The organism is Serratia sp. LSHTC3, assembly GCF_057197125.1.
Window position 1 is genome coordinate 882,274 of the sequence record NZ_JBXUNP010000001.1, and the last position, 19,615, is coordinate 901,888.

Here is a 19,615-nt window from a genome sequence, read left to right on the forward strand (position 1 = left end):
CCTCTGCGCCTAATGGAACCGTGCCAAGCTTTTTTCATCCAATAATATAATCGCTATTTATGTGTTTAAACAACCGCCAAGAGTCAGGTCTTAATGACTTGCTAAATATACCGTACCCGGATAGTGAGATGTCAACGGAACTATAAACGATGTCAGCTTCATTTTTATTATAGCCTAGATAGTTAGCCGCGTAGTGGTATGCCTCTCTTATACTGCCAATCTTATCTTTTCTGAAAAGTAAATAATAGCCACTTTCGTAAACATTATTTGCTCCTTGAGCCATTAACGGTACGCCAACGCCCCCGCAGGCCATGCCTGCAGAAAGTGCACAGGTTCCGATTCCGGCAAATATCTGAGAGCCGCCGCTGACAAAACCAACTTGTTTCATCACCAGGTTTGAAAATCTTTCTCTTTTTTCTTTTTTTATTGCGACAAAGAGCTTGGCTTTACCTGTATTAATGTTGAATTCTTGTTGTTTGAGGTTGTTGATTTCCTCTTCAATTATACTGATTGCTCCAGAGTAGGATGTGCAGTGTATACTGATATCCCTTTGTGCAAACTGAATAAGTTGGTCTATTTCCAGTGAGAAATTAGCTCTTGATTCGTTGGTGTATAGATACTGTCGTGAAAACGTTCTTGATAGTTTTTTGAGTTCATCGACAGATCTATCCAGATCTGCTTTTGTTTTGTATTGCATCAGGATTCCTTTCCTATTTTTCTAAACTAACATTTATTATATGTAAGGATGCGTATTTATTATCAGCTGTCGTCTTTCCCTTGGTACTTCTTGATGATGGCTTGCAGCTCTTGGCTGTGTACAAGATCGATGCACTTGGTCATCGTCATCGGCTTCCCAGACATGCTGTCATAGGGCTTTGCCAGAAATTCTTTTGCCAGCGCCCTGACGGCGGTGTGTGCCTCCAGAGAGTAATCGCCGAACTCCATGTAACCCCGAGCAGCGGCGGCGGCATCGTTTTTGACTTCTTTTGCTGAGTACCCCTCGGCGATACAAACGCTAAGCGCGTAGTTTTTGAGGTACTCGGCAGGGGAATACTTTCCGTTGGCGGAAGCTTCAGTATTCAATACCGCCAACGTGAGTAGGAATACAGTTTTAATCGTATGATGTGAGTTCATCGATTCGTTTTTGCATGGTATCGGCCAGGCAGTCTTTGTCATCACGGCATTTATCCCTTTGCAGTAACCAAGATTTTTGCGTGCTGTTTAAAGTGGCTACCAGTTTTTTATCTCCTGCATCGGCCGCCTGCTTTTTTGCCAACAGCCAAGCTTGAGAAACGCTTTTGTCATAGGCGGATAAATTGAAGTCTGAGCAGATAGTTTTTTCAACAACGCTTGTAGATTTAGCACAGTCGAAAGACGCTGCAGGTTTAGGATCTTTCGGTAACCGTTCTAATTGCAGTAGCGAACCATCGTACCAATTAACCAGCATTTTTTGTGGATTGAGAGCGGCAAAGCTGGAGCCTGCACCATTATCGGCTGGGCCGAATGATCCGGAGTGACAAGCGATCTTGAAAAGAGAGACTTCTGCTTGGCCGTTTTCTTTCAATGCATAGTTTTTAGCCGAGATGCTTTTATCTCCGCCCATCGACTTGCCGATGAATTGATTTAGCGTGCTTCTCTCAATAGTTAAGGTTGGCGCTGTGCAGACGTCTTTTTCCGGCAGATTGTTTTCTATTGATTGAGCGGAAATATTGATCACTCTTCCTAGTAATCGAGGATCGTTAAATTGATAGCTAAGCGTGCGGGTAGTCTCATTGTCTATGTTGACCTGAGTCACTTGCCATAAGCCATCAATAGTTGATGATGTTGGGGCATTAACGTTTTTTTCTGCTGCACATGCAGTAAGTGAGAAAAATACGCTACTAATTAAAAATGCAGATAATTTCATTGTGGCGAATTCCTTAGCGATAGTTTCCATTTAAATAGAGCTCGACTTCGTAATTTCTTCTGTTTATCAGCCCTTTCATCACTTTTCCACCTGAGGTAATGGCACGTTTTATTTCTGTCATTGCATCAGATATTTTGCTCTGATTAATGAATGCTGCGACGTTGTTGAGTCGACCACCTGGATTATAAGCAAAGGAGACTAACGCATCAAACTCTTGTTGTGTGAGTGGAACAAGAATTTTATTCCTAACAGCTCTTTCATAGGCAGGTACTATAAATTTAAGTAGTTCCGTTTCCTGTGTGTCGGTTAAAACCACTAAATTGTGATTTTCTTTCGCGAAGTCTTTAGCTTGCTGATGATGTAACCCGGCGGCTGCACTGATTTTATCTGCAGTTGCGTTGTCTAATCCAATCGCGATCATGGTATTTTTTATTGATTCTATAGAGCGAGCTTTCATATCATAACCCGGCCCCAGAGTGACCCCGCTTGCACCGCCAGGCCAATGTAGGTGGTTACTTACTCCGCGCCATGCTTCAATGTTAAAGATAAACCTTAAACCGCTTTGTGAAATGCCCATAGCTCCGGGACCTTGACGACCTGCACTACCACCGATAGGAGGTTGTGGTGCTTGAGTTTCGACGTGTGAACCCAGGGCTAAGAATGTTTTTCGACCAGCGATGCCGTCAACATGCAGACCTTTTTTACGTTGCACTTTTTTTACTGCTAATTCAGTCTTTAGACCGAATATGCCATCAGAGTTAAGAATAGCCCCCTGTTTATTAAGCAATTCTTGCAATGATTTTACGTGATTTCCTCTGTCACCTTTTCTAATCGCTTTCATCATGATTTCCTTATCTAAAAAACATCGCTTGCCAAACCAACCTCCCCATAATGGGGAGGTTGTATAACAATTAAGCTTCGCGGTTTTCCTTGATGTTCCAACCTGCGCTGCTTTCGGCGCCTTTGCCGCCTTTGTCGCTCTGCTCCCAGTACTGCTGTTTCACTTTCGCCGCCTGGAAGGAGTAGGTGACGCCCACGGTGTCTTCGCCGCCTGCACCGGTGTACTGCACGGCGGTGACCAGCACGTCTTCCAGAGTGATTTTTGCGTATTCAACCTGGGTGCCGCCCGCCTTGCAAACCGACAGCTCAATCTTGGTCAGGTGTTTGCCGCTTGAGCAGTGTTTCAGCAAGGCCGGGGTTGACTTGTCGATCAGCGCGTTGACGTGCAGATCGTTGAAGCACACTTTACCGGCGCCACCGCCGCCGCCAACGCCCATATTGCCTGGTTGAGAGGCGCCCCAGGAGAAAGAAGTAATGTCGGTCCAGCCTTTGTGATTCGAATCTTTGGATTCGCCGCTGGCACCTTCAACTTTCAGGAACATATCAATAGCCATAGTTTCTTCACTCTTTATTAAGGGTTAACAGTAGTATTAACGTTACGTTGAAAAACTCAGGTAATAGCAGCAGGAATTGCAAGTGTGGTAATGCATTACCAATTTATATCCTTGTGCCATGCACCTTCTTAAATACCGAAAACTATCGGTACGGGTTACCGAGCCACTATTAAGTGCTAATGGCTCAATGCTTAATTATTTCGCGTTATCTTGGTTCCACATGCGATCCGGGTTTTCTGCGATAGGCTGACGATGAGGTTGATACATCAGCCAGGCCGCACTACCGCGGCCTGACTTCAGTCCATCAGGACGCGTCGTTTTGTTTCAGCGAAGGCAGCTTCGACACCAGGCGCAGGGAGACGGTCAGGCCTTCCAGCTGGTAGTGCGGGCGCAGGAAGAACTTGGCGCTGTAGTAGCCCGGGTTGTCTTCGATCTCTTCCACCTGCACTTCCGCCGCGGCCAGCGGTTTGCGCGACTTGGTTTCCTGCGAGGAGTTGGCCGGATCGCCGTCCACGTAGTTCATGATCCAGTCGTTCAGCCAGCGCTCCATGTCGTCGCGCTCGCGGAAGGAGCCAATTTTGTCGCGCACGATGCACTTCAGGTAATGCGCGAAGCGGCAGCAGGCGAACAGGTACGGCAGGCGCGCGGAAAGCTGGGCGTTGGCAGAGGCGTCGGCATCGTAATATTCCGCCGGCTTCTGCAGCGACTGCGCGCCGATAAAGGCGGCGAAGTCGGAGTTTTTGCGGTGCACCAGCGGCATAAAGCCATTTTTGGCCAGCTCGGCTTCGCGACGATCGCTGATGGCGATCTCGGTCGGGCACTTCATGTCCACGCCGCCGTCGTCGCTCGGGAAGGTATGGCACGGCAGGTTCTCCACCGCGCCGCCGGATTCCACCCCGCGAATGGCGGTGCACCAGCCGAACTCTTTGAACGAACGGTTGATGTTGGCGGCCATGGCGTAGGCGGCGTTGGTCCAGGTGTAGTTGCCGTGGGTCGCGCCGTCGGTATCTTCTTCGAAGTCAAACTCGTCCACCGGATTGGTGCGGATGCCATACGGCAGGCGCGCCAGGAAGCGCGGCATCACCAGGCCCAGGTAGCGCGCGTCTTCCGATTCGCGCAGGCTGCGCCAGGCGGCGTATTCGGTGTTCTGGAAAATCTTGGTCAGATCGCGCGGGTTGGAGAGCTCCTGCCAGGACTCCATCTGCATCACGCTTGGCGCGGTGCCGGCGATGAACGGGCAGTGCGAGGCGGCGCCGATCTTGGCCATTTCGCCCAGCAGCTCCACGTCCTGCGGGCTGTGATCGAAGTAGTAGTCGCCCACCAGGCAGCCGAACGGCTCGCCGCCGAACTGGCCATACTCTTCTTCGTAGATTTTCTTGAAGATCGGGCTCTGATCCCAGCCCACGCCTTTATAACGCTTCAGCGTGCGGCCCAACTCCTGCTTGGAAATGCTCATGAAACGGATCTTCAGCATCTCGTCGGTTTCAGAGTTGTTGACCAGGTAGTGCAGGCCGTGCCACGCGCCTTCCAGCTTCTGGAAATCGTCGTGGTGAATGATCTGGTTGATCTGCTGCGACAGCTTTTCGTCGATTTCCGCGATCAGCGCCTGGATGGTGCGGTAGGCGTCGGAAGAAACGGTGACGGTATTTTCCAGCGCCTGCTGCGCCAGCGTTTTCACCGCGTTCTCGACCGCTTCTTTGGCCTGATCGGTCTTCGGCCGGAACTCTTTGTTCAACAGCGCGCTGAACTCATCGCTGGAAAAAGTCTCGGTGGTTTGCAACGCATTCTGTTGCTGAGGCGAGTTGCTCATCGATTAATCCTCACGCTCGTTGTTGTCATCGTTAACCGCCGGCTTCGGCGCGTCGGTCAGGGATTTCAGCAGCGCCGGGTTTTGCAGGATCTTGGAGATCAGCTCCTCGGCGCCGTTCTTGCCGTCCATGTAGGACAGCAGGTTGGAAAGCTGGGTGCGGGCGTCCAGCAGATTGTCCAGCGCGTCGACCTTGCGGGCGATAGCGGCGGGGGAGAAGTCTTCCATGCTTTCGAAGGTCAGATCGATGTTCAGCTTGCCTTCGCCGGTCAGGGTATTGTCAACCTGGTAAGCGACGCGCGGCTTCAGCGATTTCATGCGCTCGTCGAAGTTGTCGACGTCGATTTCCATGAACTTGCGCTCTTCCACGCTGGCTTGCGGATCGACCGCTTTCCCCACCAGATCCGCCATCACGCCCATCACGAACGGCAGCTGGATTTTGCGCTCTGCGCCATAAATTTCGACATCGTATTCAATCTGTACGCGCGGCGCGCGGTTGCGGGCGATGAATTTCTGCCCGCTGCGGGATTTCGAGTTTGACATGATTTACTCCATCTAATGGCGATTGGGAACGCGCCTCGTCCGGCTGGGAGAGTCAGGTTCTGATTCGGGTCTGCGCAGGGGCAGACGGTATCGGGTGTCGTCAAGAGAACAAAAGTCGGCGGCTAGCTGTTCTCCTCGTGGTCGGGGCGACCGAGAATGGTCTCCAGTTGGTTAAGCCCATCGGGCGCCAAATCGCGGACGATTTGCATAAAGTCCAGCGCAATCAGCCGCTGGACCCGATCGATCATCAGCGGCGCCGGGTGGCTTGGCTCATGAAGACGAAAATAGTTTTTCACCTTGTCCAGCATCAGCTGGGCGTCGTCGCGCGACTGGATCTGCGCGCTGCGCCAGTTGAGTGGGGCAGAGGCGCTCTGCACGGCGGCCGGTGGTTGCTCAGCGGCGGTTTCCTGTGTGGCGTCCGCTTCGGTGGCGGCCGGGGGCTCGCTCTGGCCGGCGAGCGCCACCAACGAAAAGACCTTGGTCAGCGCGCTCATTTCCGGCAGCGCGCTTTCACCCAGATGGCGGGTCACTTCGCTGCGGATGGCGGCCAGGGTGTTGGCGATGTGCATCACCAGCGCGCCTTCGGGGCGATCCTGCTGCGCCAGTTCATCCTGCAGCCGTGCGCGGCCGCCGGGAAAGTTGGGGCACTCTTGCTTGCTGCCGTCGAGCAGGGCGCCGGCATCGCGCAACGAGATTTCACCGGCGGCGCTTTTCAGCAGCGACGCGGCGCGCACGCTGGCGGCCAGCGCGGCCTTGTCGCCAAGGTCGGCCAGCGCGTTGATGCGAAACAGCGGGTCGGCCTCGCCGTCGAACTCCAGCGGCGGCTGCAGGGCATCCCAGTAGCGGAGTATCGCCTGGTGGATCAGCGTCAGCCCGTCGGCATAGCCCGGCAATCCGCGCAGCTGGGTCCAGGCGCGGGTGAGATACAGCATGACGCGCAGGTCTTTGGTGCGCGCCAGCAGCGAGCTTGCGAGACGCTCGACCTGCACCCAATCCGGCGCTTCTTCCGGAATGATGGTGCTGCCGAATTGCTGTTCGGCTTTGCCGGTGGCGGCGCGTGCCATGGCCAGAAAGTCGGCGTCGTATTCCAGGTTGTCGCCGCAGGGCGTGTCCGCGTCAACCGGGGCCAGCAGGGTATCGGTGTCGATAGCCATAAAATTTCCTTCAACGAGCGATGTTAATCAAACATTTGCGGGTACTGGCCGCCGCGGCCGGGGCGCGCCCAGCCGTTGGGCTCGAACAGCAGTGAAAACAGCTGCACGGTGAGGTTGCCGCTGTGCACGTGGGTGTAGAGCGGGTGTCCGTCGGCCTGATTGGTCCACCAAAAGCTGGTGTACTGCGCCGGATCGAAACAGTCGGCGGCCTGTTGCCAGCCGAGGCCCGGTACGTCCGGATGCTGGAACCCGATAATCGACAATATCTCGGAGTCCGCTTCCGCCGGCGGGCTGGGCAGCGCCGGGATCGCCTGCAGCGTGCGGTCGATCTGTTCGGCGGAGAAGCCGTTGCGCACGCCGTTCAGCAGGGTATGGCCGAGCTGTTGGTACCAGCTCGCCGCCATGTTCAGCTGTTGCGGGCGCCAATCCTGTTGGCTGAACAGGCGCAGCGCGCAGATGGGGTAACGCCGCCCGACGCGGTCGCGCGCCGGCAACAGGCAGCCCATCTGCACGTACTGGCTGCCGAGCGTGGCGGGGATCACGAAGTTCCACACCGGCGCGTTGCTGAACGGGTGATCGTTTGGCCCCTGCGCATCGCGCTGCAAATTCACCAGCCCGTTATGGAACCAGTGGGCCCAGTTGTTGATCACCGGGTCAGGCAAACGGCGTTGCAGGAAGTCACCGGCGGAAGGAAGTTTGCCGTACCAGCCGATGCTCGTCGGGGCGCTTGAATCAGTGCTCATGGTCATGTCCTTTCGGGGCTACGGGCACGAGAAGGCCGGCAGTTGGAACGGATTGCGAATGCTGTTGGGCGTGAACTCCAGCGTGACGCGGTGGCCGTCGAGATTGAACGTCGCCTGACGGCCGAGGCCGCCGGTGCCCGAAGACTGCGCCATATCCACCAGGCGGTTCAGCGCCCACGGCCCGCTGGTCACCAGGCTGGCGGTGGTGCCGTTGGCCAGCGCCAGCTGCAGATGCACCTGGTTGGTATTGCGGGTGCCCGGCCAGCTGACCACCAGCGGCACCTGCGGACCGTGGCTGTATTTGAACAGTTGCCCGTCGATATCCAGCGTCAGGTTGAGGATGTCGTTATCCATCCGCACCGGCCGCACGGTCACGCGGTACGAGGGCGTCGCGGTACCGTTGGCGAAGAAGGCGTCGCGGATGCGCTGCGCCTGCTGGAACGAACGCAAGATGCCTTCGCCGCCGGGCAGCGTCTTGCCGTCCACGCCGGGGGTAAAGCGCCAGTTGGCGCGGGTAGTGTCGACCTTGCCCTGCAGGTTGTCGCGGAAGAAGCTGTCCATCAGCCCGCTGTTCGGCGCGAACATGCGCGCCAAATCGTCCGGCGTCACTTCCTGGCGCGCCCGGGCCACCAGCGGATAACGCCCGGCGATCGCCTGGCGGCAGAAGCTGCCGACCTCGAAGCTGATGCGCTTTTTCACGTTCTCCATCTCTTTGCGCTGGGTGTCGCTGCTGGCGCCGATCGCCAGCGACAGCAGCATCTGTTTGAACGGCACCGGCAAGCGGCCGGACTCGGCCTGCAGGCGCGGGATGATGTCGCTCGGCGGCGCCGACATGCCGCTGTTGGCCGCGCCTTGCACCGCCGTCAGGTAGCTGTACAGCTCATCGACCTGTTTCAGCACGCTGTCGAAAGGGATCGCCTTATTGCCTTCGCCCTGGCTTTGCGCCAGCTCCAGCAGCGGCGCGAAGTGCGCCATCACCAGCTGTTCCGGCTGGGCCGACACGTCGCCGTCGGCGTTGGCCGGCCGGTTGGTGAACAGCGCCTCCAGCGTGCGGTTGGCGTTTTGATTCAGCCTGTCTTCGGTTTTGGCCAGCAGCGAGCGGGAATCGGCGTCGCTTTTCTCGTCGCGCAGGGTGACGTTTTTGCTGACGTTGACCAGCAGGTTGCGCATCGGCGACGGGTTGCCTGACAGCAGGCGCGCGCTGCTGATGCGTTGGGTCAGGTTGCCGATGTTGGCCAGTTGGATATCCCCCAGCAGCTCATCCCAGGCGCTGATGAAATCCTGCATGTACAGCTGGCGGATGGTCTTGGTCAAATCGGCGCTCTTCTGCTCCGGCGTCTGGCTGTTCAACACCCAGACGTCTTCCTTGCGCAGGGTATCGGTCACCGGATCGATGTTGTCGTTGAACGCTTTCCAGTACCCTTGCGAGGTGAACAGGCCCGGCACGCCGTCGGTGACCGGTTTGCCGCTTTTGCGGCTGAACGCCAGCTCGGTCTGCGGGCCGGCCAAATCGACCAGGCTGACCGGCTTGATGTCGGTCTGTTTCAGCAGCAAGCGCTTGAGGCGGCCATAGACGCGCTGCGACAGCGGCGCCCGATTGATGGCGGCCTGCGCCTGCGCCACCAGCTGTTCATCTTTGGCGTAGGGCGAGGCCTGGATCTGCGCATCCAGCAGTTGGCTCAGGTGCCATTCGATCTGTTGCAGCTGTTTTTGGGTGCTGCCCTGCGGCAGGTTGCGCTGCAGGTTGAGCATCACCCAGGCGCGCAGGAATTTGCCGTCGTACTGCTTCGGCAGATACAGCATCTGGTAGGCCTTCAAAGCTTCATAGCTGAAGTCCGCGTCGCCGTGGTTATCGTTGCGCAGCGTGGTGGCGATCTGTTGCGCCACCTGCGGCAGCAGCAGCTCTTTCAGCGCTTTTTGATACAGGGCATTGCCGGCGTCACCGACCTGATCGCCGCGGAACAGCCCCATGCGGTAAGTGAACGGCGGATCGTCCAGCGAAAAGTTCTGGCTGTCCGGCAGGTGCAGCAGGCTGTTGAGGAACGGCAGCAGCGAGAACATGTCGCCGTTGCCCACCTGCGTCAGGTTTTGCCCCTGGCGCTCGACGCCGGGCACCTTGGCGGCCACTTCCGCCAGGTAGGCCTTGTTGTTGCCGTAGCTGGTGAACCAGAGCATCGCCAGCACCGCCAGGACCACCGCCAGCGCGATGTAACCCGCCCAGTGCAGGGCGCGGTTGCGGTATTCCCACCAGCGGTTGCTGCCCGCCAGCCCAGACTCCTGGAAGATCACCGATTCCAGCGTCTCTTTCAGGAAGAAGCTCTGGCCCTTGGCCGCCGGGATCGGCGTTTCCTGGCCCACGCTGTCCCAGGCCGCGTTGGCCTGCGCCCCTGAGTTGGCCGTCGGCAGCTGCAGGTAGCGGTTCAGTTCGCCCATCACCCGGTCGAACGGCAGCCCCTCTTGGGTGCCGCTGGTGAAATAGATGCCGCGCGGGGTAAAGCGGGTTTCAAAACTGGAGGTGGCGAACACCTGTTCCAGATAGTGGCCGAGCAGCGGGCGCAGCGCGGCGAATTCCTGCGGGAACAGATAGCTTTCGGCGCGTTGGCGCGCGTCGTGCTCCATCAGCAGCGTATCCGGCAGCGCCGCATCCAGCCGTTGTTGCAGCAGGGCATATTGCTGTTCGAAGGCGGCGTTCAGGTTGAAGTCCGGCTGCCGCGAGCGTTCGTAAGGGAAGGTGAATCCCCAGATCTGGTCGCGCTGCGCTTTGTCGAAGCTGCCGAAATAGGCCATAAAGCCGTTGAGCAGGTCGGTTTTGGTCACCAGCACATAGACCGGGAAGTGAATGCCCAGCTGTTCGTGCAGTTCGATCAGGCGTTTGCGCAGCGCGCTGGCCTGGGCGGCGCGCGCTTCGGCGCTGTCGCTCAGCAGATCGGCGACGCTGATGGTGACCATCACGCCGTTGATTGGCTGGCGGGTGCGATATTTTTTCAGCAGCGCGACGAAGCTTTGCCATTCGCCGGCGTCTTCTTCGCGCTGGCTTTCCTGGGTGGTGTAGCGGCCGGCGGTGTCGAGCAACACGGCGTCGTTGGTAAACCACCAGTCGCAGTTGCGGGTGCCGCCCACGCCGCGCAGCGCGGATTTGCCGAAGCGATCCGCCAGCGGGAAGTGCAGGCCGGAATTGACCAGCGCGGTGGTCTTGCCGGCGCCGGGCGCGCCGATGATCACATACCACGGCAGTTGGTACAGGTATTGGCGGCTAAAGCGGGTCATCCAGCGGTGTTTGCCGTCGCCCTGGCCCGGGGCGAAGCGCGCCTTTTTCAGCAGCTGCGCCGCTTCGTCGAAGCGCTGCGCCAGCTGATCGTCTTGTTTAACCTCGGGCTTGCCGTCTTCCGCCGGCACCGTTTCGGCGGCGCGCAGGTTGCTCAGCAGGCGGCTGTTGAACCAGGCGCTGTAGAGGCGCGGGATCAGGCGGCACAGGAACCAGATCAGGTAGATGACGCCAATGGCGATCTGGCGGTTGAGTTCCGGCTCCAGCGGGCGATAGTCGCCGATGGCCACCAGCGGGCCGATCATCCAGATGATGAACGCCAGCGCGGTAATGCCGACAAAGCCCCACAGCAGGCGGCTGGTGATGATGGAGAATAACGTACTGAGCATTACTTTCCGGTTCCTTGCGGCAAGCCGTTGATTTCCGCCTGGGTGTTTTCCGGGGCGACCAACAGCGTAATTTCTACCCGGCGGTTCAACGCGCGGTTCACTTTGTTATCGTTCGGCGCGACGGGGTTGCTCTCGCCGCGGCCCTCGGCCTTGACCCGCTGCGGGTTGGCGAGGTGTTTTTGCAAGCGGGCGCTGACCGCTTCGGCGCGCGCCAGCGACAGCTCCCAGTTGGAGGCGAAACGGGCGCTGCGGATCGGCAGGTTGTCGCTGTAGCCGGTGACCAGGATCTTGCCGCTGACGCCGTTCATGGCGGCGGCGATGCGGTCGATGACCGGGATATAGTTGGCGCGCACCGTGGTGGCGGCGGAGTCGAACAGCCCGTCGCCTTTTAGGATCACCACGCTTTGCTGCGCTTCGTCGCGCACCACCACCAGCCCTTCGGCGATCTCTTTGCGCAGGAAGCTTTTCAGGCTCAGCGTCGGCGGCGCGGCCGGCGCCGGGTTACCGATCGCCACCTGCGGCAGATTGGTTTGGTAAATCGCCGCCAGCACCGGGCTGGTGTTGTCGCCCAGCCGCCAGTTGAGGGCGATGAACAGCAGCGAAGCCAGGAAGCCGGTCAGCGCCACGCAGGCCCACAGCGGCACCAGCGGGCGCCACAGTTTTTGCTGTACCGGCAGATCCAACGCATGAGGCGACAGGGGAGGGGCGTAGCCGCCGCGCACCGTCCGGATCAGCTGCAGCAAGCGCTGTTTCATGGTTTCCAGCTGAGAACGGCCGTTTTCCATCACCCGATAGCGGCCTTCAAAGCCCAGCAGCAGGCAATAATTGATCAGTTCCAGCAGGTTGATGTGCTCACGCGGACTCTGCGACAGCTTGGCCAGCAGCTGGAAAAACTTTTCGCCGCCCCAGGTTTCGTTATGGAAGGTCACCAGCAGCCCGCTGCCGGACCACACGCTGTTGCTGCCCCACGGGGTCAGCGCCGCCGCTTCATCCAGCGCGGTGCACAGGCAATAACGCGCGCCGATGATCACTTCGTACGGCAGATTGGCGCGTTGGCCGCGGATCTCGAAGCGGCGCATTTCGTCGATCAGCTGTTGGCGCAGCTGCGCCGGGTTGGCGTGCGTGGCCGACTGGCGGATCTGCGAAATGGCGTTCAGCAGCGGGTTGGCGGCGTCCACCAGCGGATTGGCCGCCGGCGCCATGCTATTTTCCTGAGTCATAGGTTACCGGTCCGTATGGCTGCGAATCGCCCAAAATTCCATGTCCAGCCCCGGGAACTCGCCGGCCAGATGCAGGGCGAAGGCGCTGGATTTTTCCATCTGTTTCCACAGGTCGCCGCCTTTTTCCAGCTCGAAATAGGTATAGCCGGCGTGATAAGGGATCTGGCGCGGCGCGACGGGCATGGTGCGCAGACCGATGCCCGGCAGCTGCAGCTGCACCAGATCGCGGATGCGCGTGACCGGGGCGATCTTCATTTGCGCCGGGAAGTGGGTCAGCAACACCTCGGCGGCCACGTCGGCGCGCACTGCCAAGACGAAACCGAAGTCGCGCATCATTTTGGTGTCCTGCACGGTGGCGACGTTCAACCCGTGGGATCGTTCGACCAGCGTCAGCTGAATGGCGTTGTCTTCCAGCACCACTGACAATCCTTGACGCAGCAACAGCATCAGCTTACCGAAGCACAGCGCCAGGTTGTCGTGGTCGTACACCGGCAGGCGGCCTTCCGGGGTGCGCTGCGCCGAGAAGCTGGCGAGTTCGGTGGCGAACTGCAGCCAATCGGCGAACAGGCGCTCCGGGTGCAGATGGTCGAGGTGGTAGGCATGGCTCACCTGACCGAGATGGCGGTTGATCAGCTGCAGCAGCATGAAATCGACCATTTCGGAACTGCCGCCGCGGCCCGGCTGCAGCAGGCGTTGACTCATCTGCTGGCTGCGCTGTTGCAGCAGGCCCTGCAGATCGTTGATGAAGGTCTTCAGTACCGGGTTGCTCTGACAGTTCAGCATCGGCGGGATTTGCGCCGTATCGAGACGCAGGCTGTTGTCGCCGCGCTTTTCCAGCACGCGGGTGACGCCGAGCGCCGTCCATTCGGCGTTCAGCTCGCTCTCCAGCATCAGCCGCAGGCGCAGGCGGCCGAACTGCAGCGCCGCGCTGCCCACCGAGACGGCGTTGAGATCGTCGACTTCGTTCTCGTAGGCCAGATAGCGCGCCAGCGCTTCCGGGCTTTCCTGAAAGATCACGTCTTCACGCCCTGCGCGGTAAGTCGGCAGGGCCAGCACCACGTTTTCACCGGTCTTGTTTTCGGCGATGCTCAGCGGCGCGGGCGCCTGCTGGGCACCGGCAAAGCGAAACGGCGTGCCGTCCGGCATGATGCCGCTGGCGGCGTTGAGCGCAATCTTGCCCTGGCGCAGCAGCGTTTGGTCCAGATCCAGGGTCAGGAACCCCCAGAAACAGCCGCTGTGGGCCTGGCCCCAGTTGCGCATATAGCCTTCGAGATAGTTTTCCGCCTGCTGGAAATGGTGAGGGCGTAAAAACATCCCCTCAGTCCAGACAACCTTATGAGCATCTTTCATCATCACACCTATAGTTACTTCGCTTCAGCGCAGCGGTAGATCAGTCGACCTTTTTTACGGGGCGCAGGCCATTCACGCCCGCGACGATATGCGCTTCCAGCTCATCCGGCGAGAATTGCCATACCTTGTAGAAATTGGTTTCGGTGGGCTCCGGCAGCGGCAGCGAAATGCGCCAGGCCTTGCCGTCCAGGTTTTGATACTCGGCGATCACGCCGATGTAACGTGCGTCCAATGCGCTTTGCCCGCCGAGCGTCTTGCCGGTCTGGCCCGGCGTCAGGAAGAACTGATCGCTGTCCAGCAGGCTATTGCCGAGCACGCTTTTGGCGTCGTTTTGCAGACTGAAGAAGTCGGCATCCATGAATTCCGCATCCGAACGCAGCAGCAGCACGCGAATTTTTATCGGCGCCGGTTGCGCGCCGGCGGCGGCGTTGACCTGGCGATCGGCATCGAACACCAGGCTGTAGCGCGACGGCACGCTTTTGGCGGAAGACATGCAACCGCCGAGCGCCAACGCGCCCAGCAGCAGAAACAGCATCCCGCACCAGCGGGAAGCGATAGGGGTCGTCATCATGGGAATCTCGTCGCCCGCAGGCGTACTGACTACTGGAGGATCCAGGTGGCTGAGCCGGCGTTTTTACACGCCTTGCTGTCGCCGCCGACTTTGACGCAGTCCTGTTTGGCGGCGCGCGCGCGGCGCGGCAGATCTTTGCGCAGCGTTGATTTGTAGCGCGCTTCCGGCACGCCGGCGTTGGCCTGGATATAACCCACCAGGTCGCCGCCGCGAATGGCGGAGATCGCCAGCCAGTTGTTCTCCACTTCGCCCAGCGCGTAGAACGCGGCGGCGTTGTCCAGGCTGCCGACGGCGGTGCCGGTATAATCGGGGCTGCTCATGATGCTGGCGGCGTACAGGCTGCGGTATTCCTCACCGATCGGCTTGAACTGTTTCGGCGCGCTCACCGCGGCGCGGTGCTTTAGCGTGACGCCATTGACTTCACTGCTGACGATGGCGTCGTTATTGAGCGCCGGCGGCGGTGGCGGCGGGGTGGAGCAACCGGCAAGCATCAGGGCGGTCAGCAGCGTCAGGGTAATCCGTGTTTTCACAATGTCCTCTTTTTCTTGATTGAATGGCTGTGTAATAAGGCGCCGTCATCAGGGCGCAAGCAGCAACACTTTTAATTGGCTCGGCACGATGCGCATGCCGAGCGCGTTGGTGGAATTCTGCAGGCTGAGGCTGGTCAACCGGGTGGCCGGGGTGCCTTTGAGCAGCACGGTAAAGGCGCCGGTCAGGTGGCGGGACGGCCCCATCACCGTGCCGGAAGCGACGCCGGTGGCCACGCCGGGGTTGTCGCCGTTGGTCAGGGGCGTCACCGTCGCCATGTTGTGTGCCGGGGTGCCGACGAACAGAATGTTGAACGCATTCGGGATGGCGGTCGGCGCCAGGGCGATATCCGGGTAAGGCACGGGCACCGGCGCCGGGCTTGGCGTCAGACAGACGTCGGGAAACGCCAGGTCCACGCCGATCATTTGGCTGTTGGCAAACATAAAGGCCTCCGCAGGTTATCCGACGTGGATTTGTTCCGAATCCAGCTTGGTGATGTCTTTCGAGGTAATCAGCGTGTTGCGCGCATGAATGCGGGCGTAATCTTCCGCCTGGTAATCCAGCTGCCCGGCGCGCACGTGCTCGGTCTGGCGCACTTTGCGGAACAGCGAATGGCTGATCTGGCTGACCGAATGCCACAGCGACTCGCAGCGTTTGCCGACCAGGCGGCTGAGGCTGACGAAGGCCGACAGCTCTTCGCCGCTGTATTTCATCTTGTCGACGTGGCAGTCGCCGCTGTTCGCTTGCAACGTCATGGCGTCGCCGCTCAGGTTCAGCGCCTGCGCGCCGTGCAGCGACAGAGAGCCGTTCGGCGTTTCAATGTGCAGATCGCCTGCGACGCAGAGCCGCGCCGCGCTTTGCGGCTCTGCGCGCTCAAGGACGGCGATCGCCCACAGCTGATGGCCGCAGCCGGCGACCAGCACGTTATCGCCGAGGGCCGGCGTCAGCAGGCAGCTCGCCGCCCGGCGGCAATGCCAGCCGCGGCCTTCGCACTCCACCACCAGGCTGCCGTCCGGCAACAGGTTGACGACCTGGCCGGCGGCCTGCTGGGGCGGTGCGATGTTGACGGCGCGAGTTGTGTTGGCAACGCTCATGGTGATCCCCTCGTGAAGTGGTCAATGCATTCAGATTCGGCTCTGGCGCTGTGCGCTCCAGGTTTCGGCGGCGTACAGTTCTTCGTCGCGCTCGAGGATCCCGCTGCGATCGCCCCAGCGCGTTTGCTGCTGGTGGGCGCGGTGCATGCGGGTGCGCATAAAACGCGCGCGCCGGAAATCGGCGGCGCCGATGTCGGCGTAACAGAAGTCGGCGTAGGTCAGGTCGCTGTCGCTGAAATCACAGCGCGCCGCGCGGCTGCGCTGGAACACGCATTGATACAGGCGCGCCTGGCTAAAGTTGGCGGCGTCCAGCGTCGCTTCGCTGAAGATCGCCTGATCGAACTGCCCGCTGCGGCACTGCGCGTGGGTCAGATTGGCCTCCAGCCACAGTGACTGCTGCGCTTGCACGCCCGTCAGATTGGCGCGCAGCAGCGAAGCGCCCTTGAAGTTGCTTTGACGCAACGTCGCCTGGCTGAAATCGACGTCGTCCAGTTGGTTATCGGTAAACTGGCAGGCGATGAGACGCTGCCCGGCGTAACTTTTGCCGCGGTGATCACATTCGAAAAACGTGACGCGGTCGAAATCAACCCCTTCAAACCTTGTTTCACAGAGATTTAATCGAAAGAACGTGACAAGTGACAGCCTCGTATGGCTTAAATCTGCGCCGTCGAGCGGGCTTTCGTAAAAGGTGGTGCGATCGTGCTGAGTGGCGGAAAAATTCGCGCCGGCCAATTGGCATGACATCCAGTGGCTTTGGTTGAGCGACAGCCGGCTAAAGTCGCTCTGTTCAAGCCGGCAGTCGTTGAACATCGTCAGTTCGATATGGCTCTCGCTGAAGCGGCCGCCCGCCATGGCGCACTGATTGAAGGCCGTTTGCTTCAGGTTCGCCCGCGCAAATTGAGCGTGTTCGAGCCGACAATCGCTGAAGACGCTGTCGCGCAGATCGCAATCGGAGAAGTTCACGCCGTTCAGGTTCAGTTCGTTGAACATGCCGCCGGCCAAATCCATACCGGCGAATGACAGGCCGTGCAAATCCTCACCGGCAATCAGCTCGCCGCGTTTCACGCGCTGGCGTATCTGCTCAGGTTTTGACGTCATACTTCCTTCCCGTTGTGGCGAGGCAAGGTTTTCACCCTGGCGGTATAGGCACCGTCGAGCCGGGTCGCCTGATCCACTTGCGACTGCGACAAATCGGCCCGGAACAGATTGGTGCCCTGCAGGTCGGCGCCTGACAGCACGCATTTTTGCAGGATCGCCGCGATGAAATTGGCGTCGCGCAGGTTGGCCTGGGACAGATCGCAGCGAATGAACAGGCTGCCGCTGCCGTTGGCCTGACGGAAATCGGCCTCGTTCAGCCGGGCTTCCGACAGGTCGCAGTTGTCGAGGCGCGCACGGCTGAAATTAGCCCGCTGCAACGGCATCTGGCGCAAATTGCACTGGTTCAGCGTCGCGTCGCCGAAATCCGCCTGCGGCAACAGCGTCTTTGCCGCGAAGGCGCAGGCGGTGAGGCGTGCGGCGCGGAAGCTGAGGCTTTGCGTCTCGGTATCAACCCAGGCGCAGCTCTCTAGCCGCGCCCGATCGAAGTTCACCGCCAGCAGCCGGCATTTGACGAAGCTGACTTTGTCGAGCCGGGCGTGGCTGAATGTAAGCTGCTCCAGTTGCAGCTCCATCAGCGTAATGTTGGCCAGCGTGGCGCGGTTGAAGTCACACTGCCCGAGCAGGGTTTCGTATCCCAGCAAGTCGCGTAACGACGCCATCGTGAAATCGCAGCGTTGAAACAACGTTTGCTGAATGTTGGTTTCGTGCAACTGCGCGCCGCCGAAATCCGTCGCTTCACATTTCGCCAGGGCTAAGGAGGCGTGGCTCAAATCGGCCTGCTGTAAGACGGCGCCGCTGAGATCGGCGCGCGCCAACATCGCCTCGCGAAGATCGCAACCCACCAATTGGGTTTGGCGCAGATTGGCGTTTTCCAGCAAAGCGCCGCGCAAGTTAGCCTGGCAGAGATCCATGCCGGACAGATCGGCGCCGGTGAGATCCAGGCCGCTGAGATCCTTATCGCGCAGCATGGCGGCGGCGACGCGTTGGCGAATGATTTGCGCCAGATCGCCACGCAGGCGCAGTGCAGGGCTTTGCGCCTGTGCCGACATTAAATACATTTGGTGCAGCGCGCGTTCGCTTTCCCCACGCTGTTTATCGCTAAATGCGTCAGGATGCCGGCGTGCCTCCTGGAACAGCAGATCGCGTTGCTGCTGGTAGCTTTCCGCACCGGATGGCGGCACGTGATCCCCACCGGGATTGAGCGGATCGATACCCTCGGCTTGCGTCAGCTTGAGCATGTCCTGATACTGCGCCTCGGCCTGGCTTTCCAGACGCTCGACGAATTCGGCGAGCTGGTCCAGCTTCGGCGGCGCCTCTTGCGACGGGTGCGGGAAAAGTTCATCAATGTCTTGCCCCTCGCGCAGCAGACGCTGGCGATGCTCTTCGCGTTGCTGGTGCTCGTAGGCGGCGATATTTTCCGCCATCGGGCTTTGCTGCGTCGGCGTTTCCGTATCCAGCCAGGCGCCGATGCACGCCTCCGGCAACAACTCTTGCTCACGAAAAGCGTGCAGAGCACCCCGTTCTTTATCCAGCCGCTGGGCCAATACCTGCCGATAATGCGCGGTGGAGCGGGGCTCGCCTTCGGTTTCCAGGGCCGGCATCAGCTGCATCACGTCGGCGGCATCGTCTTCATTGATGCGTGCGCTGCCCTGATAAATCAGCAGCATCTGTTCCCGATGGGGGAAGAACCAGACGGTGGTGTGGCGCATCGCGATCTCTTCGAAATGCGTTTCGCCGCCGCGCAGCCGGTTGATGAAGCAGCGCGCGCGCCACGGCGGCAAATGCCCTTGCTGCACCGGTTCTGAAGGGTGCATGTTCCAAATCCGATAGGCGGCCCGGGGCGGCAAGCTGTCGCGTTGAGGAAACTGCTGATCGCTTTCCGCCATGTTGAACAGGCGCCAGTCGATATCGTTGGCGAAGCCGGGAAAGCCGTTTTTCAACCAGTCGGCGTCGTAGTTTTTGCCGATGCGGGAGAAGCGGCGCGGCCAGGTGATATCCAACGCGTCAAAGCTTGCCGGTTGCGCGCTTTGCCGAGAAGACGCAAGGCGCCCCTGCAGGGGTTCAACATTGGGTAGACGATGGATGCGGCCTTGCGGAAATGTTTCTGGGGTGGCGCCGATGCCGTGCGGATTATCGGCGAACTGTGCGCCGCCGTAAGCCCGGCGCCAGTCCAGACGCATTTCTGAAAAAGGGAGGGGAGTAGAGGGACGATCGTTGATCCAATGGCGATCGCCGAAAACCACCAGCGTTTTTTCCAGCGAATCAAGCTGGATCTTCACGGCGCAAGCGGTTTTGTCTTGTTGATGATGGGTGTAGGCATTGCCGGTGGCGAGAAACTCCGCGCAGGCTTTTGGGATAGCCAAATCGAGCACGCCGCCGCTCAACGTGAGTTCGTCGGCGGCCAACTGCCACAACTCCGGTTCGGGACGCAGGCGCGGGGCTGCCCCCATGTCGGCCAAGGCCAAAACGGAAACGCCCAGATGGTTTTGCCCTTGCCAAGAGAAGGGACGATGAAGCGCGCTGAGGCGCAGAGGTTTTACGACTTTCATTGTG

18 protein-coding genes are annotated in these 19,615 nt (G+C 59.4%); all 18 read right to left on the reverse strand.

What is annotated here, in order from left to right:
- Positions 1–34: 34 nt before the first annotated feature.
- A complete protein-coding gene (locus tag AC2CGI_RS04195; protein ID WP_235430896.1) occupies positions 35–697 on the reverse strand; it encodes a DUF4225 domain-containing protein in 663 nt (220 codons plus the stop codon).
- A gap of 62 nt (positions 698–759) precedes the next feature.
- Positions 760–1,134 (reverse strand): T6SS amidase immunity protein Tai4 family protein, encoded by a 375-nt coding sequence (locus tag AC2CGI_RS04200; protein WP_076740726.1) that lies wholly within the window; start codon positions 1,132–1,134, stop codon positions 760–762.
- Positions 1,112–1,906 carry a lysozyme inhibitor LprI family protein gene (locus tag AC2CGI_RS04205; RefSeq protein ID WP_033632728.1) on the reverse strand — a complete coding sequence of 265 codons (795 nt, stop codon included), beginning with the start codon at positions 1,904–1,906 and terminating at the stop codon, positions 1,112–1,114. The genes AC2CGI_RS04200 and AC2CGI_RS04205 overlap by 23 nt, the downstream gene beginning before the upstream one ends.
- A gap of 13 nt (positions 1,907–1,919) precedes the next feature.
- Positions 1,920–2,750, reverse strand: a complete 831-nt coding sequence (locus tag AC2CGI_RS04210; protein ID WP_484593934.1) for a pesticin C-terminus-like muramidase — start codon at positions 2,748–2,750, stop codon at positions 1,920–1,922.
- 67 nt (positions 2,751–2,817) lie between these two features.
- A complete protein-coding gene (locus AC2CGI_RS04215) occupies positions 2,818–3,300 on the reverse strand; it encodes an Hcp family type VI secretion system effector (protein WP_004934962.1) in 483 nt (160 codons plus the stop codon).
- Positions 3,301–3,604: 304 nt separating this feature from the next.
- On the reverse strand, positions 3,605–5,110 hold the full coding sequence (gene tssC / locus AC2CGI_RS04220; RefSeq protein WP_004934958.1) for a type VI secretion system contractile sheath large subunit: 1,506 nt from the start codon (positions 5,108–5,110) through the stop codon (positions 3,605–3,607).
- A 3-nt stretch (positions 5,111–5,113) separates the two neighbouring features.
- Complete coding sequence (tssB, locus tag AC2CGI_RS04225; RefSeq protein ID WP_015378282.1) at positions 5,114–5,650, reverse strand: type VI secretion system contractile sheath small subunit; 537 nt, start codon at positions 5,648–5,650, stop codon at positions 5,114–5,116.
- Positions 5,651–5,772: 122 nt separating this feature from the next.
- Entirely contained in the window at positions 5,773–6,804 is a 1,032-nt protein-coding gene (tssA, locus tag AC2CGI_RS04230) for a type VI secretion system protein TssA (protein WP_076740727.1), read from the reverse strand.
- Between the two features lie 23 nt (positions 6,805–6,827).
- The gene (gene tagF / locus AC2CGI_RS04235; RefSeq protein WP_004934950.1) at positions 6,828–7,547 is read right to left on the reverse strand and encodes a type VI secretion system-associated protein TagF; all 720 of its coding nucleotides are present in this window, start codon (positions 7,545–7,547) and stop codon (positions 6,828–6,830) included.
- An 18-nt stretch (positions 7,548–7,565) separates the two neighbouring features.
- Complete coding sequence (gene tssM, locus AC2CGI_RS04240; protein ID WP_015378280.1) at positions 7,566–11,201, reverse strand: type VI secretion system membrane subunit TssM; 3,636 nt, start codon at positions 11,199–11,201, stop codon at positions 7,566–7,568.
- Positions 11,201–12,403 (reverse strand): DotU family type VI secretion system protein, encoded by a 1,203-nt coding sequence (locus AC2CGI_RS04245; RefSeq protein WP_004934945.1) that lies wholly within the window; start codon positions 12,401–12,403, stop codon positions 11,201–11,203. Before AC2CGI_RS04245 ends, tssM begins: the two co-directional genes overlap by 1 nt.
- A 21-nt stretch (positions 12,404–12,424) precedes the next feature.
- The gene (gene tssK, locus AC2CGI_RS04250) at positions 12,425–13,771 is read right to left on the reverse strand and encodes a type VI secretion system baseplate subunit TssK (RefSeq protein ID WP_031299754.1); all 1,347 of its coding nucleotides are present in this window, start codon (positions 13,769–13,771) and stop codon (positions 12,425–12,427) included.
- 40 nt (positions 13,772–13,811) lie between these two features.
- Positions 13,812–14,342 carry a type VI secretion system lipoprotein TssJ gene (tssJ, locus tag AC2CGI_RS04255; RefSeq protein ID WP_015378277.1) on the reverse strand — a complete coding sequence of 177 codons (531 nt, stop codon included), beginning with the start codon at positions 14,340–14,342 and terminating at the stop codon, positions 13,812–13,814.
- A gap of 29 nt (positions 14,343–14,371) precedes the next feature.
- Positions 14,372–14,872: a type VI secretion system accessory protein TagV gene (gene tagV, locus AC2CGI_RS04260; RefSeq protein WP_015378276.1), complete on the reverse strand. Its 501-nt coding sequence runs from the start codon at positions 14,870–14,872 to the stop codon at positions 14,372–14,374.
- A gap of 48 nt (positions 14,873–14,920) precedes the next feature.
- Positions 14,921–15,313, reverse strand: a complete 393-nt coding sequence (locus AC2CGI_RS04265) for a DUF4150 domain-containing protein (protein ID WP_004934933.1) — start codon at positions 15,311–15,313, stop codon at positions 14,921–14,923.
- Positions 15,314–15,328: 15 nt separating this feature from the next.
- Positions 15,329–15,964 (reverse strand): DUF3540 domain-containing protein, encoded by a 636-nt coding sequence (locus AC2CGI_RS04270; protein ID WP_015378275.1) that lies wholly within the window; start codon positions 15,962–15,964, stop codon positions 15,329–15,331.
- 30 nt (positions 15,965–15,994) lie between these two features.
- A complete protein-coding gene (locus AC2CGI_RS04275; protein WP_076740728.1) occupies positions 15,995–17,062 on the reverse strand; it encodes a pentapeptide repeat-containing protein in 1,068 nt (355 codons plus the stop codon).
- The gene (locus AC2CGI_RS04280; protein ID WP_076740729.1) at positions 17,059–19,611 is read right to left on the reverse strand and encodes a DUF2169 family type VI secretion system accessory protein; all 2,553 of its coding nucleotides are present in this window, start codon (positions 19,609–19,611) and stop codon (positions 17,059–17,061) included. Before AC2CGI_RS04280 ends, AC2CGI_RS04275 begins: the two co-directional genes overlap by 4 nt.
- Positions 19,612–19,615 lie beyond the last annotated feature (4 nt).